The organism is Citrobacter sp. Ce129, assembly GCF_030334545.1.
In the GTDB taxonomy this organism is placed as follows: domain Bacteria; phylum Pseudomonadota; class Gammaproteobacteria; order Enterobacterales; family Enterobacteriaceae; genus Citrobacter; species Citrobacter europaeus.
Genome location: NZ_JAOWDS010000058.1, coordinates 1 through 15483 on the forward strand (window position 1 = coordinate 1; position 15483 = coordinate 15483).

The window sequence follows — 15483 nt, forward strand, 5'->3', positions numbered from 1 at the left end:
GACGAGGCACTACGGTGCTGAAGTAACAAATGCCCTGCTTCCAGGAAAAGCCTCTAAGCATCAGGTAACACGAAATCGTACCCCAAACCGACACAGGTGGTCAGGTAGAGAATACCAAGGCGCTTGAGAGAACTCGGGTGAAGGAACTAGGCAAAATGGTGCCGTAACTTCGGGAGAAGGCACGCTGATATGTAGGTGAAGTGGTTTACCCATGGAGCTGAAATCAGTCGAAGATACCAGCTGGCTGCAACTGTTTATTAAAAACACAGCACTGTGCAAACACGAAAGTGGACGTATACGGTGTGACGCCTGCCCGGTGCCGGAAGGTTAATTGATGGGGTTATCCGTAAGGAGAAGCTCTTGATCGAAGCCCCGGTAAACGGCGGCCGTAACTATAACGGTCCTAAGGTAGCGAAATTCCTTGTCGGGTAAGTTCCGACCTGCACGAATGGCGTAATGATGGCCAGGCTGTCTCCACCCGAGACTCAGTGAAATTGAACTCGCTGTGAAGATGCAGTGTACCCGCGGCAAGACGGAAAGACCCCGTGAACCTTTACTATAGCTTGACACTGAACACTGGTCCTTGATGTGTAGGATAGGTGGGAGGCTTTGAAGCGTGGACGCCAGTCTGCGTGGAGCCAACCTTGAAATACCACCCTTTAATGGCTGGTGTTCTAACGTAGACCCGTTACCCGGGTTGCGGACAGTGTCTGGTGGGTAGTTTGACTGGGGCGGTCTCCTCCTAAAGAGTAACGGAGGAGCACGAAGGTTAGCTAATCCTGGTCGGACATCAGGAGGTTAGTGCAAAGGCATAAGCTAGCTTGACTGCGAGAGTGACGGCTCGAGCAGGTGCGAAAGCAGGTCTTAGTGATCCGGTGGTTCTGAATGGAAGGGCCATCGCTCAACGGATAAAAGGTACTCCGGGGATAACAGGCTGATACCGCCCAAGAGTTCATATCGACGGCGGTGTTTGGCACCTCGATGTCGGCTCATCACATCCTGGGGCTGAAGTAGGTCCCAAGGGTATGGCTGTTCGCCATTTAAAGTGGTACGCGAGCTGGGTTTAGAACGTCGTGAGACAGTTCGGTCCCTATCTGCCGTGGGCGCTGGAGAATTGAGGGGGGCTGCTCCTAGTACGAGAGGACCGGAGTGGACGCATCACTGGTGTTCGGGTTGTCATGCCAATGGCATTGCCCGGTAGCTAAATGCGGAAAAGATAAGTGCTGAAAGCATCTAAGCACGAAACTTGCCCCGAGATGAGTTCTCCCTGAGACTTTAAGTCTCCTGAAGGAACGTTAAAGACTATGACGTTGATAGGTCGGGTGTGTAAGTGTAGCGATACATTGAGCTAACCGATACTAATGAACCGTGAGGCTTAACCTTACAACGCCGAAGATGTTTTGGCGGATTTGAGAAGATTTTCAGCCTGATACAGATTACATCGACATGCCCAAGAGGTGTGTTGATAAACAGAATTTGCCTGGCGGCTGTAGCGCGGTGGTCCCACCTGACCCCATGCCGAACTCAGAAGTGAAACGCCGTAGCGCCGATGGTAGTGTGGGGTCTCCCCATGCGAGAGTAGGGAACTGCCAGGCATCAAACAAGTGAAGAAGCCCATCCTGACGGATGGGCTTTTTTGCGTCTGTACGGAGTGAAAACCGCCGGACTGAACGTGTTTTGCAGGCCTGATAAGCGCAGCGCATCAGGCAATACCACAGTTACTGCCTTACCCATTGCGTAATAAAATCAGTAAGTTGCTGTATATCGTTGATATCTAACAATGGAACATCCAGCGCCAGCGGAACATCACTGGCAACCGCGATAACATATTCGTCTATCGCCAATTCTTCCGGACTGTGCCCGCAACCGTCGCGAAAAAGCACGATCTTAGCAACAGGTTCATGCTTAAAACCCTCAACCAACACCATATCCAACGTTGATGCATCCATCCTGCTTACCAGGTACGCTAAATCCAGTTCGGGCTCTTCCGGCGTCTCTACCATTAACGCCCAGCGTTGTTGGCTGGCGACCAGCGTTTGTGCTGCACCTGCTTTGCGTAGCTCAAAGCTATCTTTGCCGGGCGTGTCGACATCCATATTGTGATGGGTATGCTTAATCAATCCGGGACGAATACCTCTGGCACGTAGCTCCGGAATTAATTTTTTGAGCAGCGTGGTTTTCCCCGTTCCGCTCCATGCTGCTATAGCGAGTAATGGGATCATGATTTGTCCTGCCATTTTGCGAGTTCTTCAGGGGTATTCACGTTCACGAACGCATCTTTGCGATCGCTGAAATCCACAGCATGACCGCCAGCCTGGCGCATAAAGACCATGACGCGCCTTTCACCGGACTGAAGATAATCCTGTAACAAGGGCTGCATGGAGCGGTGCATCAGCGCAATGGTCGGGTGATCTCTTTCCCCATCGTGCACCCAGACAACGGGTGCGGTTTTGCGCTGTTCCTTCAAACGTGTAACCAGATCATGAGGAATATAGGGCATATCGCACGGGCAGAACAAAAACCACTCCCCCGTTTGCTGCAGGAATACCGATAGCATCCCGGCCAGTGGGCCAGGGAAATCGGCCAATGAATCGGGGATAACTTTCAGGCCGCTTTGCTGGTAAATATCCCGGTGGCGATTGGCGTTAACCACCACGGTTTCGACCTGCAAAGCGAGGGTATCGGCCACATGCCGCCAAAGAGGTTTACCGTCCAGTTCAAGCAGACCTTTATCGGTTCCCCCCATCCGTCTGGCCTTACCGCCAGCCAGCACAACCCCTGTTATTGCACTATCCAGAATCACTGATATCGCCTCTTTTAATGTGGGATTGACCCTGCTAACGTATCTGTATTGAGCCTAAGGAGCACAACCATGAAATGTAAACGTCTGAATGAAGTTATTGAACTCCTCCAGCCTGCCTGGCAAAAGGAACCCGATCTTAACCTGATGCAATTTTTACAGAAACTGGCGCAAGAGTCAGGTTTTGACGGCGAACTGGCGGATTTAACTGATGACATTCTGATCTATCACCTGAAAATGCGTGACTCGGCGAAAGATGCGGCCATTCCAGGTATTCAGAAAGATTATGAAGAAGATTTTAAAACCGCACTACTCCGCGCACGTGGCGTAATTAAAGAGTAAAAGCTTGTAATCGCCGCCACCGAAAGCGCTGCGAAATGATATCCTGAATCATTCGTAGTATTTTCCGGATGATGGGATGAACGACAACGCTTTTAATTTCCAGACGCTACACCCGGATACCATCATGGATGCACTGTTTGAGCAGGGGATCCGGGTGGACTCCGGGCTTACCCCGCTTAACAGCTATGAAAACCGTGTCTATCAATTCCAGGACGAAGACCGTCGACGCTTTGTCGTTAAGTTTTATCGCCCTGAACGTTGGTCTGTCGATCAGATCCAGGAAGAGCACCAGTTTGCTCTGGAACTGGTAAGCGATGAAGTCCCGGTAGCTGCTCCGCTGGTATTCAGCGGCCAAACGCTGTTAAGCCATCAGGGTTTTCATTATGCGATCTTCCCTAGCGTCGGCGGAAGGCAGTTTGAGGCCGACAATATCGATCAAATGGAGGCGGTGGGGCGCTATCTGGGGCGTATGCATCAGACCGGAGGTAAGCATAATTTTGCCTTCCGCCCGACGATAGGTCTTGAAGAGTACCTGACTGAGCCGCGTAAACTTTTTGAGCACGCGCAGCTGATCCCATCAGGGCAAAAGGCGGCCTTCCTGAAGGCGACAGATGCACTTATCGCGGTCGTTACCGAACGCTGGCATACACGTTTTGCCACGTTACGCCTGCACGGTGATTGTCATGCCGGTAATATCCTGTGGCGCGATGGCCCGATGTTTGTCGATTTAGATGATGCCCGCAATGGTCCAGCCGTTCAGGATTTATGGATGCTCCTCAATGGCGATAAAGCTGAACAACGTATGCAGCTTGAAACCATTATCGAGGCTTATGAAGAGTTTAGTGAGTTCGACATCTCTGAAATCGGACTGATAGAACCTTTACGCGCTATGCGTTTAGTTTATTATCTTGCCTGGCTAATTCGACGTTGGGCTGACCCTGCATTTCCAAAAAACTTCCCGTGGTTAACCGGGGAAGATTACTGGCATCGTCAGACCGCGACCTTTATTGAGCAGGCAAAAATTCTGCAAGAGCCCCCCTTACAATTAACGCCAATGTATTAATCGGAGAAACTTGAACATGAAAAAAATATGGCTGGCGCTGGCTGGTATGGTCTTAGCTTTTAGCGCATCTGCAGCGCAGTTCCAGGATGGTAAACAATACATCACTCTGGAAAAGCCAGTTGCGGGTGAACCGCAAGTGTTGGAGTTCTTCTCCTTCTACTGCCCGCACTGCTATCAGTTTGAAGAAGTGCTTCACGTCTCTGATAACGTGAAGAAAAAACTGCCGGAAGGCACCAAGATGACCAAATACCACGTCGAGTTTCTGGGGCCTTTGGGCAAAGATCTGACGCAGGCATGGGCGGTTGCTATGGCGCTGGGCGTTGAAGATCAGGTCACTGTTCCGCTGTTTGAGGGAGTTCAGAAAACTCAGACCGTTCAGTCCGTTGCTGATATCCGTAAAGTGTTTGTCGACGCAGGTATTAAAGGCGAAGACTATGATGCGGCATGGAACAGCTTCGTAGTGAAATCACTCGTGGCGCAGCAGGAAAAAGCAGCGGCTGATTTACAGCTGCAGGGCGTTCCGGCGATGTTCGTGAATGGCAAATATCAGGTAAATCCGCAGGGCATGGATACCAGCAGCATGGATATCTTTGTACAACAGTATGCGGATACCGTGAAATACCTGGTTGGTCAGAAATAAAAGCAAAAGCCGGTCACTGACCGGCTTTTTTATTTGAGGCTTTAATCGCGTCGAGTTGCGCGTCTTTCTCACTCCATAGCGTATTTAGCCAGAGCTGAAACCGACGCTTGAATCCTTTATCGTTCACGTAATCACCGTGCAACTCTTCATCAATTGGCTCCAGATTCACCCGCACGACAATCCGCGTTAGCTTACCGCTCAACATATCGTAGAACGGTCGGCTACTGTTTTCCGGATAGCACAACGTGACGTTCAACATTTTATCGAACTGTGAACCCAGTACGTTCAATGCCATCGCAATACCGGCTGCCTTGGGTGGGAGTAGGTTTTGATAAGGAGAGCGGGTTTGCTCGCGTTTCTCTTTGGTAAAGCGTGAACCTTCGACAAAATTCACAATGGTTGTCGGGTGTACGCGAAACTTCTCGCAGGAACGACGTGTTGTTTCGACATCTTTTCCGCGCCGTTCCGGATGGCGGAGCAGATAGCCACGCGAATAGCGTTTCATGAACGGCATGTCCAGCGCCCAGCAGGCCAGGCCAATAAAGGGCACCCAGGCCAGCTGTTGCTTGAGGAAATATTTATTCATCGGGATGCGTTTACGGAACAGAACGCAAAGCACAACAATATCGGCCCAGCTGTAATGGTTACAAATGAGCAGATACCAGTTTTTCTTGCTAAGACCTTCCAGTCCCTCGACATCCCATTTCAGTCGCGGATTGAGGTGTAGCAGTAGCGCCAGACCTTCACACCAGCAGTACATCATGAAATTACAGAACACGGAAACCTTGCGCCAGACGACAGGAACGGGCAAAAGGAGTTTCACAACTCCGGCAAGGATGATCGGCACAGAACAAAAAATCGTGACCAATATGGTCAATACGATACTCAGCAACAGCGTTATCGCAGCGAGTATTCTCGTCATAATTAAATTATTCAAAAGGTTAGCCATAGATAGTGCGCTAAAGAGGCGCAAGGGGCTGATTTTATCAGAAAACGAACCAAATGATGGCTCTTCCCTGAATAGAAAAAAAGAGAATATCTATCCACATCAGGATATAAGCTGGAAAAATGGAATAAAATGCTGCGCGCTAAATTAAGATTATGAAAAATATACATAAATACAATGAAGCACTAATTGCCTTGCTATATTTAAAGAACTGAAAATTATTTATTCACAAAGTTATCCACAGCCGTGTTTGCGAGCAAAGCAGAAGAACTGCAAAAGTTTTTCGACAAATGCGGCGAAAAACTCATGTTTTTATCCTGTCTGTGGCATCCTTTACCCATAATCTGATAAACAGGCACGGACATTATGGTTCAGATCCCAGAAAACCCCCTTATCCTTGTAGATGGCTCCTCTTACCTTTATCGCGCATACCATGCGTTCCCGCCGCTGACTAACAGTGCAGGGGAGCCTACTGGCGCGATGTATGGCGTGCTCAACATGCTGCGTAGCTTGATTCTGCAATATCAGCCGACCCATGCAGCGGTGGTATTCGACGCTAAGGGTAAAACCTTCCGTGATGAGTTATTCGAACACTACAAGTCGCACCGCCCACCTATGCCGGACGATCTGCGAGCGCAGATTGAACCCCTGCATGCGATGGTAAAAGCGATGGGGTTGCCACTGTTGGCCGTATCAGGCGTGGAGGCGGACGATGTTATCGGTACGCTGGCGCGGGAAGCAGAGAAGGTGGGTCGTCCGGTGCTGATTAGCACTGGCGATAAAGATATGGCTCAGTTAGTGACGCCGAATATCACCCTGATCAACACCATGACCAATACGATCCTCGGCCCGGATGAAGTGGTGAATAAGTACGGCGTCCCGCCGGAACTGATCATCGATTTCCTGGCGCTGATGGGGGACTCCTCAGATAACATTCCTGGCGTTCCAGGCGTAGGTGAAAAAACCGCGCAGGCTCTGCTGCAGGGGCTGGGTGGGCTGGATACCCTCTATGCTGAGCCAGACAAAATAGCCGGGCTGACTTTCCGTGGTGCGAAAACCATGGCGGGCAAACTTGAGCAGAATAAAGAGGTTGCGTACCTCTCTTATCAATTGGCTACTATCAAAACGGATGTTGAGCTGGAGTTGACCTGCGAGCAGCTGGAAGTCCGTCAACCGGCAGCAGAAGAACTGCTTGGCCTGTTTAAACAGTATGAATTCAAACGTTGGGTTACCGACGTTGAAGCGGGTAAATGGCTACAGGCGAAAGGAACGAAGCCGGCAACAAAACCGCAGGAAACACTCGTTGTCGATGAAACGCCTGAGGAGCCGGCTACGGTTCTTTCGTATGATAACTATGTGACGATTCTGGACGAAGCGACGCTGGAAGAGTGGATCGCGAAGCTAAAAAAAGCGCCTGTTTTTGCTTTCGATACTGAAACTGACAGTCTGGACAACATCTCCGCGAATCTGGTTGGCCTGTCTTTTGCCATTGAACCGGGTGTGGCTGCATATGTTCCTGTTGCCCACGATTACCTGGACGCCCCCGATCAAATCGCTCGTGACCGCGCGCTGGCGCTGCTGAAGCCGCTGCTGGAAGATGAGAACGCACACAAAGTCGGGCAAAACCTGAAGTACGATCGCGGTATTCTGGCGAACTATGGCATCGAGCTGCGCGGCATCACCTTTGATACCATGCTCGAATCCTACATTCTGAACAGCATCGCTGGCCGACACGATATGGACAGCTTGTCTGACCGCTGGCTGAAACATAAAACCATCACCTTTGAAGAGATCGCCGGAAAGGGCAAAAACCAGCTGACCTTTAACCAGATAGCGCTGGAAGAAGCCGGTCGTTACGCTGCGGAAGATGCCGACGTTACGCTACAGCTGCATCTGAAGATGTGGCCGGAATTGCAGCAGCATAAAGGGCCGCTGAACGTCTTTGAAAATATCGATATGCCGCTGGTGCCGGTTTTGTCTCGCGTTGAGCGCAACGGTGTGAAAATCGATCCGGCAGTTCTGCACAAGCATTCAGAAGAGCTGACGCTGCGTTTGAACGAGCTGGAGCAAAAAGCGCACGAGATCGCCGGAGAAGCGTTTAACCTCTCTTCCACCAAGCAACTGCAAACTATCCTGTTTGAAAAGCAGGGTATTAAGCCGCTGAAGAAAACCCCTGGTGGTGCGCCATCAACGTCGGAAGAGGTACTGGAAGAGCTCGCGCTGGATTACCCGTTGCCGAAAGTCATCCTGGAATATCGTGGCTTAGCAAAACTGAAGTCAACCTATACGGACAAGCTTCCGTTGATGATTAACAAGAAAACCGGGCGCGTGCACACCTCCTATCATCAGGCTGTTACCGCTACCGGGCGCTTGTCTTCAACGGACCCAAATCTGCAGAACATCCCGGTACGAAATGACGAAGGTCGTCGTATTCGTCAGGCATTCATTGCGCCAGAAGGCTATGTGATTGTCTCTGCGGACTACTCGCAGATTGAATTGCGCATCATGGCGCATCTCTCACGTGATAAAGGCCTGCTTACCGCGTTTGCCGAAGGGAAAGATATTCACCGTGCAACGGCGGCGGAAGTTTTTGGCTTACCGCTGGATTCCGTGACCAGTGAACAACGCCGCAGCGCGAAAGCCATTAACTTCGGTCTGATCTACGGGATGAGTGCCTTTGGTCTGGCGCGCCAGTTGAATATTCCGCGTAAAGAAGCGCAGAAGTACATGGACCTCTACTTTGAACGCTACCCTGGCGTGCTGGAATATATGGAACGAACTCGTGCGCAGGCGAAAGAGCAAGGTTATGTAGAGACGCTGGAAGGGCGTCGTCTCTATTTACCGGATATTAAATCCAGTAATGGCGCTCGTCGCGCAGGTGCCGAGCGTGCGGCAATTAACGCCCCGATGCAGGGTACAGCCGCAGACATTATCAAACGCGCCATGATAGCGGTGGATGGATGGCTGCAAACCGAGCACCCGCGCGTGCGCATGATTATGCAGGTACACGATGAACTGGTGTTTGAAGTGCATAAAGATGACCTGGAAAGCGTCTCTAAAAAGATCCACCAACTGATGGAAAATGAGACCCAGATTGACGTGCCGTTGCTGGTGGAAGTCGGTAGTGGTGAAAACTGGGATCAGGCGCACTAAGGGTTTACTGAATAACGACCCTTTTTCGTAACTAAGCAACATAAGATAGAACTTTTTGTGATGTTCATTAGAATTCCCTATGTAAGGAATGAAAAAAAATTACAAAAAGTGCTTTCTGAGCTGCTCAAAAAAGAGTAAAGTTATTCACGTAGGGTACAGAGGTAAGATGTTCTATCTTTCAGACCTTTTACTTCACGTAATCGGATTTGGCTGAATATTTTAGCCGCCCCAGTCAGTAATGACTGGGGCGTTTTTTATTTTGCTCGTCATACTTCAAGCTGCATACGCGTTGGCTTCCTCACTCACCCCAGTCACTTACTGATGTAAGCTCCTGGGGATTCGCTGTGTCGCCGCCTTTATGCAACTCGAATTATTTAGAGCAAAAATAAAGATCTGTAGGCCGGATAAGACGCGCAGCGGCGCCATCCGGCAATACGGTGGGTTATTCTCCGTCCTGTATCTCTTCAACCGGTGCCAGTTCACTAAACCAGCTATCCAGCTTTTGCCGCAGTTTGTCCACGCCCAGCTTTTTCAGTGATGAAAATGCTTCTACCTGCACATCACCGTTAAATGCCAGTACGGCTTCACGTACCATATTCAACTGGGCTTTGCGCGCACCGCTGGCCAGCTTATCTGCTTTAGTCAGCAGTACCAGAACCTGAACATTGCTCTCAACTGCCCACAGGATCATCTGTTGATCGAGATCTTTTAGCGGGTGACGAATATCCATAAGCACCACCAGACCTTGCAGGCTCTGTCGTTTTTCCAGATATTCAGCCAGCGCGCGCTGCCATTTGCGCTTCATCTCTTCCGGAACTTCGGCATAACCGTATCCTGGCAAATCGACCAGGCGTTTGCCGTCAACGACTTCAAACAGGTTGATAAGCTGAGTACGACCCGGCGTTTTAGATGTACGCGCCAGACCTTTTTGATTCGTCAGGGTATTTAGCGCACTGGATTTGCCTGCGTTGGAACGGCCAGCAAAAGCCACTTCTATTCCGGTATCGGAAGGTAGGTGGCGAATATCAGGCGCACTCATCACAAAGTGCGTCTGTTGATAATTCAAGTTAGTCAAAGCAGTCCTCTCCATCAATCAGGGCTTTGCAGCGATTATACCTGAACCCCAGCAAAAGGCTGGTTTTTCGACGAGTGGGCTGTGTAAGTAAAAACCTCGCACTTTGTGAGACATTGCCGATAGTTTCTATACGAGATGACAGAGTAAAAAATGACGGAACTAAAACAAATCATAGAGTTACATTAGGCTGCTATTCTTAAAATCCGAAATTGTTACCCAGGTTACTTGTACGTTTAAACCAAAACGGTAAAGTAGTGTCCATAGCGAGGAAGCTGACAGGATAGTCGACTCAGGATGAGGGTCAGGAGCGCCAGGAGGCGAAGACACAGGATTGTCAGGAAGACAAACGTCCGGAGACGTTAGTAAAAGGAAATGGAAACAACACGGAATGTTTCAGGCTAAAGGAAAAACAGGGTGTGTTGATAGCCAACAGGGAATGTAGAGCCCGTAAGGGTTGAGAGTCAGGAAAAAAGGCGACAGATTACTCTGTCGCCTTTTTTCTTTATTTCTGCTAGATTCCGGCGCAATTATATACTGAATAAATACAGCCAAAGACGAATCATGATGAAACCAACTTCTACACCACGCGGTAAAGGTCCTGCAAAAGCGCGTCGTAAAACACGCGAAGAAATTAACCAGGAAGCTCGCGACCGTAAGCGCCAGAAAAAACACCGTGGTCATGCGGCGGGTAGCCGTGCGTCCGGTAGCGAAGGCGCATCTGGTGGTGGAAACAAAAATAAGCAAAAAGATCCTCGTATTGGCAGCAAAAACCCCATTCCATTAGGCGTGACCGAAAAAGTCACCAAACAGCACAAACCGAAGAGTGAGAAACCTATGCTTTCACCACAGGCTGAGTTGGATTTACTGGAAACGGATGAGCGCCTGGATGCGCTGCTGGAGCGTCTTGAAGCAGGAGAAATCCTGAGCGCAGAAGATCAGACCTGGGTTGATGCCAAGCTGGACCGCATCGATGAACTGATGCAAAAGCTGGGTCTTTCTTACGATGACGAGGAAGAAGAGGAAGAGGAAGAAAAACAGGAAGACATGATGCGCCTGCTGAAAGGCGGCAACTAACGGTTTTACACCGTGGGTCTTCCCGTCCTGCTTATAACCCTTCCGGTTATATGTTATCTGGTGTGGTTATTCGTTAAACTACAGCGGTTGTCGCGGCGACAGAAGTGGCTGCGCAACCGACTTATCACCCGTAGTGGGGTTAAGTCGGTACGCCGTACCCGCCAGAGACGCCATCGGAAGGAGTGAGCATGTCAGAGCAGTTAATAGACTGGGACCTGGCCCTGATCCAGAAATATAACTATTCCGGGCCACGATATACCTCGTACCCGACCGCGCTGGAGTTTTCTGAAGACTACGGCACTGAAGCATTTCTAAAGGCTGTGGCGCGTTATCCTGAGCGTCCGCTCTCGCTGTACGTTCATATCCCGTTCTGCCATAAACTGTGCTACTTCTGCGGTTGCAACAAGATTGTGACGCGCCAGCAGCATAAAGCCGATCAATACCTCGATGCCCTGGAACAAGAAATCATTCATCGCGCTCCTCTGTTCGCCGGACGCCATGTCAGCCAGTTGCACTGGGGCGGCGGCACGCCAACGTATCTGAATAAAGCGCAAATCAGCCGTTTAATGTCGTTGCTGCGTGGCAACTTCAACTTCAACGACGATGCCGAAATCTCGATCGAAGTGGATCCGCGTGAAATTGAGCTGGATGTGCTCGATCATTTACGTGCTGAAGGTTTTAACCGCCTGAGCATGGGGGTACAGGACTTCAACAAAGAAGTTCAGCGCCTGGTGAACCGTGAGCAGGATGAGGAGTTTATCTTTGCGCTGCTGAATCATGCGCGGGAGATTGGTTTTACCTCAACAAATATCGATCTGATTTATGGCCTGCCAAAACAGACGCCGGAAAGTTTTGCCTTTACCCTGAAACGCGTGGCTGAGTTGAATCCAGACCGTCTTAGCGTCTTTAACTACGCGCACCTGCCAACGCTGTTTGCCGCTCAGCGTAAGATTAAAGATGCCGACCTGCCCAGCGCGCAGCAGAAACTGGATATCTTGCAGGAGACCATCTCGTCACTGACCGAAACCGGCTATCAGTTTATTGGTATGGATCATTTTGCCCGCCCGGATGACGAACTGGCCATTGCACAACGCGAGGGTGTTCTGCATCGCAATTTCCAGGGCTATACCACCCAGGGGGATACCGATCTGCTGGGGATGGGCGTATCGGCCATCAGTATGATTGGCGACAACTACGCGCAGAACCAGAAAGAGCTGAAGCACTATTACCAGCAGGTAGACGAGCAGGGGGACGCGCTGTGGCGCGGAATCGCCCTGACCCGCGACGACTGCATTCGTCGGGATGTTATTAAGCTCCTGATCTGCAACTTCCGCCTCGACTATGCCGCCGTGGAACAGCAATGGGACCTGAACTTTGCTGACTATTTTGCCGAAGACCTGAAACTGCTGGCGCCGTTGGCGAAAGATGGACTGGTGGATGTGAATGAGAAGGGGATTCAGGTTACGCCAAAAGGGCGGCTGCTGATCCGTAATATTTGCATGTGCTTCGATGCGTATCTGCGTCAGAAAGCGCGGATGCAGCAATTCTCGCGCGTCATTTAACCGGGTTGCCCGGTGGCGCTTCGCTTACCGGGCCTACCAAAATCTCACTACGTAGGCCGGTTAAGCGAAACGCCACCCGACAAACCCGCTAGCTGAACAGCCCAACCAGCGCTGCACACAGCACTGCGGCAACCGCAGTTTGTGGCGTATGGCTTTCGACTGCACCGCTCGACAGCAGATTAATCATTGATTCCAGCATGATAACTTCCCCCGTTTGCCGGGCACGATCATACTTAACTCATCGGAACAGTAAAGCGCAAAATAGCAGCAATTTGCGCTTAATAATCAATCTTTACACAGTGACGATTTGTCACTCCATACCGAGTTCTTTTAACTTCCGCGTCAAGGTATTACGCCCCCAACCGAGCAGTCGTGCAGCTTCCTGTTTATGCCCCTGGGTATGGCGTAGCGCGGTGGTTAACAGCGTACGCTCCAACTCTGGTTGCGCCTCAGAAAGCAGGTTTTGATGACCGGAACGTAATGCCCTATCCGCCCACTGTGCCAACAGGGTTGCCCAACTGTCTGGTTGCATATGTGACGGTGCGTCAGGCACGGTGGTTTCAAACAGCTCGGTTGGTAAGTCCTGAATCAGTACTTCCTGTCCGGCGGCCATGACGGTTAACCAGCGACAGGTGTTTTCAAGCTGACGCACGTTTCCAGGCCAGGCCAGACGGGTGAGTGCCGCCTCGGTTTCCGGGTGTAATTGCTTGGCTTCTACTCCCAGTTCGCGGGCGGCCTCCTGCAGGAAATGACGCGCCAGGCGTGGGATATCTTCCCGACGTTCGCGAAGTGGCGGCAGATGTACCCGAATGACGTTCAGGCGATGGAATAAGTCCTCACGAAATTTGCCTTCCTGTACGCGCAGTTCAAGGTTTTGGTGCGTGGCGGCGATAATGCGCACATCCACTTTCACCGGTGCGTAACCACCCACGCGGTAAAACTGTCCATCGGCTAATACCCGCAATAAACGCGTTTGTACGTCCAGCGGCATATCGCCTATTTCATCGAGGAACAGCGTACCGCCGTCTGCCTGTTCAAAGCGGCCCTGACGAATCGTATTCGCCCCGGTAAACGCGCCTTTCTCGTGGCCAAACAGCTCAGATTCGATCAAATCTTTCGGGATTGCCGCCATGTTCAGCGCGATAAACGGCGCTTTGACGCGCGGGCTATGACGGTGCAACGCATGGGCGACCAGCTCTTTACCGGTTCCTGACTCCCCATTAATCAATACGCTGATTGAAGACCGGGACAAGCGACCAATAATGCGAAAGACGTCCTGCATTGCTGGCGCTTCGCCGATGATGTCGGTTGTGGGGCCGTTAATCTGAACATTGCGCGGCTGCTGCTGTTCCTGATAATGACTGATGGCGCGCTCGACCAGCGCCACCGCTTCATCAATATCAAAAGGTTTGGGCAGATAATCAAACGCCCCTTGCTGATAGGCGCTGACGGCGGCATCCAGATCGGAGTGCGCGGTCATTATGATGACCGGAAGCATCGGATGCCGCTGTTTAATCTGTTTTAACAGCGTCAGGCCGTCCATACCCGGCATGCGAATATCCGACAACAGCACATCCGGCGTTTTGCTGGCCAGCGCGTCCAGTACCTCTTTACCACTTTCAAATGTGGTACAGCTTAGCCCTGCCCCTGCGAGCGCACGTTCAAGCACCCAACGGATGGAACTATCGTCATCAACTACCCAGACTATTCCTCGTTGCATAAACGTCACCTTTATTTCCTGATAGGCAGGTAAACCGAGAACTCGGTATGACCCGGCCAACTGGTAAATTCAATTTTGCCGGAATGTTGATCAATCAAATTACGGGCGATGGATAAGCCAAGGCCAGTACCGCCCTCGCGACCGCTGACCATTGGGTAGAACAGCGTGTCCTGTAAATGCGAGGGGATACCCGGACCGTTATCCTCAACATCAATCCGTGCCGCCAGGCGATAACGCATGCCGTGCAGCGTGAGCTGAAACGCGGTGCGGGTACGCAGAACGATTTCGCCGCCTTCCGGTCCCAGCGCCTGCAAAGCGTTACGCACGATATTTAACAGAACCTGCTCTATCTGGTCCGGATCGTGCAGTAATTCCGGCAGACTCGGATCGTAATCCCGGATCAGCGTGACGTTTTCCGGTAGCTCCATTGAGACCAGCGCCACCACGCGCTCCGCCACTTTGTGAATACTCTCTGTGACGTGCATACCCGGCTGTTGTGGCCCCAGCAGACGGTCGACCAGATTACGCAGGCGGTCGGCCTGCTCAATAATGACTTTGGTATATTCGGTCAGCGCCGGGTCCGGAAGCGCTTTACTGAGAAGTTGCGCCGCGCCGCGCAATCCACCCAGCGGGTTTTTAATTTCGTGTGCCAGGCCGCGCACCAGATCGCGGGCGGCAATCTGCTGGGCGTGCTGGAGCTGTTCCTGGCTCAGACGGCGCTGGTTATCCATTGGCGCCATCTCCAGCAAGATAAGGCCATCAGGCAGCCTCTGAGCGGTCACAGAGAGGATATGTGAGTGGCTGTCTATCACCAGCGTCACTTCGTTATCCGTAAAGCCCTGGCCTGCTTCCAGGCTCTCTCGCATCAGCCCGATGTTCAAGGAGAAATAACTCAACAGATCGGGAAGCGGAGTACCAAACAGTTTGCGGGAGCTTTGGGCGAGCAGCTGTTGCGCTGCCGGGTTGGCGTAATGTACCGCCAGCTCATCGTCGACGAGTAAGATGCTGTTGATTAAAGAATTGAGGATCTGCCCAGCATCGGGCAGCGTGCCGGTTGCCATTCAGCAGTCTCCTGAAAAGTGTTGCACCAATTTAGTGCATTATAGCT

15 protein-coding genes, 2 rRNA genes and 1 pseudogene are annotated in these 15483 nt (G+C 51.3%); 11 read left to right on the forward strand and 7 right to left on the reverse strand.

Translation table 11 applies throughout. The features are described from left to right. Window positions 1-1383: ribosomal RNA gene (locus OGV77_RS08970) — 23S ribosomal RNA — on the forward strand; the annotation flags it as partial. Between the two features lie 96 nt (window positions 1384-1479). Beyond that, window positions 1480-1595, forward strand: a 5S ribosomal RNA gene (gene rrf, locus OGV77_RS08975). A 123-nt stretch (window positions 1596-1718) separates the two neighbouring features. Here the strand turns inward: rrf and mobB are convergent. Both mobB and mobA read right to left on the reverse strand, forming a co-directional pair. Beyond that, the gene (gene mobB / locus OGV77_RS08980; protein WP_087050726.1) at window positions 1719-2237 is read right to left on the reverse strand and encodes a molybdopterin-guanine dinucleotide biosynthesis protein MobB; all 519 of its coding nucleotides are present in this window, start codon (window positions 2235-2237) and stop codon (window positions 1719-1721) included. Beyond that, a complete protein-coding gene (gene mobA, locus OGV77_RS08985) occupies window positions 2219-2803 on the reverse strand; it encodes a molybdenum cofactor guanylyltransferase MobA (protein WP_080625908.1) in 585 nt (194 codons plus the stop codon). Before mobA ends, mobB begins: the two co-directional genes overlap by 19 nt. 69 nt (window positions 2804-2872) lie before the next feature. Between mobA and OGV77_RS08990 the strand changes: the two genes are divergently transcribed. From OGV77_RS08990 to dsbA, 3 genes are all read left to right on the forward strand, one after another. Further along, complete coding sequence (locus OGV77_RS08990; RefSeq protein WP_043018867.1) at window positions 2873-3142, forward strand: YihD family protein; 270 nt, start codon at window positions 2873-2875, stop codon at window positions 3140-3142. A gap of 76 nt (window positions 3143-3218) precedes the next feature. Beyond that, window positions 3219-4205 carry a serine/threonine protein kinase gene (locus tag OGV77_RS08995; RefSeq protein ID WP_043018868.1) on the forward strand — a complete coding sequence of 329 codons (987 nt, stop codon included), beginning with the start codon at window positions 3219-3221 and terminating at the stop codon, window positions 4203-4205. Between the two features lie 16 nt (window positions 4206-4221). Further along, window positions 4222-4845, forward strand: coding sequence for a thiol:disulfide interchange protein DsbA (gene dsbA, locus OGV77_RS09000; protein ID WP_003028621.1), 624 nt, complete (start codon window positions 4222-4224; stop codon window positions 4843-4845). A gap of 13 nt (window positions 4846-4858) precedes the next feature. Here the strand turns inward: dsbA and yihG are convergent, their stop codons facing one another. Continuing rightward, window positions 4859-5722, reverse strand: a complete 864-nt coding sequence (gene yihG, locus OGV77_RS09005; RefSeq protein WP_226792429.1) for a 1-acylglycerol-3-phosphate O-acyltransferase, YihG family — start codon at window positions 5720-5722, stop codon at window positions 4859-4861. On the opposite strand from yihG, the gene OGV77_RS24835 reads away from it, so the two are divergent. The 3 genes from OGV77_RS24835 (at window position 5607) to spfP (ending at window position 9158) form a co-directional block, all read left to right on the forward strand. Beyond that, window positions 5607-5942, forward strand: coding sequence for a hypothetical protein (locus OGV77_RS24835; protein ID WP_223306705.1), 336 nt, complete (start codon window positions 5607-5609; stop codon window positions 5940-5942). The two genes, yihG and OGV77_RS24835, sit on opposite strands and share 116 nt — an antisense overlap. 215 nt (window positions 5943-6157) lie before the next feature. Continuing rightward, window positions 6158-8944: a DNA polymerase I gene (gene polA / locus OGV77_RS09015; protein ID WP_087050725.1), complete on the forward strand. Its 2787-nt coding sequence runs from the start codon at window positions 6158-6160 to the stop codon at window positions 8942-8944. 166 nt (window positions 8945-9110) lie between these two features. Beyond that, complete coding sequence (spfP, locus tag OGV77_RS24840) at window positions 9111-9158, forward strand: small protein SpfP (RefSeq protein WP_071892919.1); 48 nt, start codon at window positions 9111-9113, stop codon at window positions 9156-9158. Window positions 9159-9386: 228 nt separating this feature from the next. On the opposite strand, the gene yihA is transcribed toward spfP, so the two are convergent. Beyond that, window positions 9387-10019 carry a ribosome biogenesis GTP-binding protein YihA/YsxC gene (gene yihA, locus OGV77_RS09020; RefSeq protein WP_072033416.1) on the reverse strand — a complete coding sequence of 211 codons (633 nt, stop codon included), beginning with the start codon at window positions 10017-10019 and terminating at the stop codon, window positions 9387-9389. Between the two features lie 209 nt (window positions 10020-10228). Between yihA and OGV77_RS09025 the strand changes: the two are divergent. The 3 genes and pseudogenes from OGV77_RS09025 (at window position 10229) to hemN (ending at window position 12655) form a co-directional block, all read left to right on the forward strand. Continuing rightward, window positions 10229-10477: pseudogene (locus OGV77_RS09025) on the forward strand (hypothetical protein). 106 nt (window positions 10478-10583) lie between these two features. Then, window positions 10584-11093 carry a Der GTPase-activating protein YihI gene (yihI, locus tag OGV77_RS09030; protein WP_240004100.1) on the forward strand — a complete coding sequence of 170 codons (510 nt, stop codon included), beginning with the start codon at window positions 10584-10586 and terminating at the stop codon, window positions 11091-11093. A 188-nt stretch (window positions 11094-11281) separates the two neighbouring features. Beyond that, complete coding sequence (gene hemN, locus OGV77_RS09035) at window positions 11282-12655, forward strand: oxygen-independent coproporphyrinogen III oxidase (RefSeq protein WP_075145421.1); 1374 nt, start codon at window positions 11282-11284, stop codon at window positions 12653-12655. Window positions 12656-12743: 88 nt separating this feature from the next. On the opposite strand, the gene OGV77_RS09040 is transcribed toward hemN, so the two are convergent. The 3 genes from OGV77_RS09040 to glnL form a co-directional block, all read right to left on the reverse strand. Further along, entirely contained in the window at window positions 12744-12854 is a 111-nt protein-coding gene (locus tag OGV77_RS09040) for a YshB family small membrane protein (RefSeq protein ID WP_003028631.1), read from the reverse strand. A 111-nt stretch (window positions 12855-12965) separates the two neighbouring features. Then, window positions 12966-14375 carry a nitrogen regulation protein NR(I) gene (gene glnG / locus OGV77_RS09045; protein ID WP_043018955.1) on the reverse strand — a complete coding sequence of 470 codons (1410 nt, stop codon included), beginning with the start codon at window positions 14373-14375 and terminating at the stop codon, window positions 12966-12968. Window positions 14376-14386: 11 nt separating this feature from the next. Then, on the reverse strand, window positions 14387-15436 hold the full coding sequence (gene glnL, locus OGV77_RS09050; protein ID WP_043018874.1) for a nitrogen regulation protein NR(II): 1050 nt from the start codon (window positions 15434-15436) through the stop codon (window positions 14387-14389). Window positions 15437-15483: the final 47 nt, after the last annotated feature.

Bases quoted from the DNA above. Each gene is read 5' to 3' on its own strand.
- mobB (WP_087050726.1), bottom strand. From the start codon at position 2,237: ATGGCAGGACAAATCATGATCCCATTACTCGCTATAGCAGCATGGAGC.
- OGV77_RS08990 (WP_043018867.1), top strand. From the start codon at position 2,873: ATGAAATGTAAACGTCTGAATGAAGTTATTGAACTCCTCCAGCCTGCC.
- OGV77_RS08995 (WP_043018868.1), top strand. From the start codon at position 3,219: ATGAACGACAACGCTTTTAATTTCCAGACGCTACACCCGGATACCATC.
- dsbA (WP_003028621.1), top strand. From the start codon at position 4,222: ATGAAAAAAATATGGCTGGCGCTGGCTGGTATGGTCTTAGCTTTTAGC.
- OGV77_RS24835 (WP_223306705.1), top strand. From the start codon at position 5,607: ATGAAATTACAGAACACGGAAACCTTGCGCCAGACGACAGGAACGGGC.
- polA (WP_087050725.1), top strand. From the start codon at position 6,158: ATGGTTCAGATCCCAGAAAACCCCCTTATCCTTGTAGATGGCTCCTCT.
- yihI (WP_240004100.1), top strand. From the start codon at position 10,584: ATGAAACCAACTTCTACACCACGCGGTAAAGGTCCTGCAAAAGCGCGT.
- hemN (WP_075145421.1), top strand. From the start codon at position 11,282: ATGTCAGAGCAGTTAATAGACTGGGACCTGGCCCTGATCCAGAAATAT.
- OGV77_RS09040 (WP_003028631.1), bottom strand. From the start codon at position 12,854: ATGCTGGAATCAATGATTAATCTGCTGTCGAGCGGTGCAGTCGAAAGC.
- glnG (WP_043018955.1), bottom strand. From the start codon at position 14,375: ATGCAACGAGGAATAGTCTGGGTAGTTGATGACGATAGTTCCATCCGT.
- glnL (WP_043018874.1), bottom strand. From the start codon at position 15,436: ATGGCAACCGGCACGCTGCCCGATGCTGGGCAGATCCTCAATTCTTTA.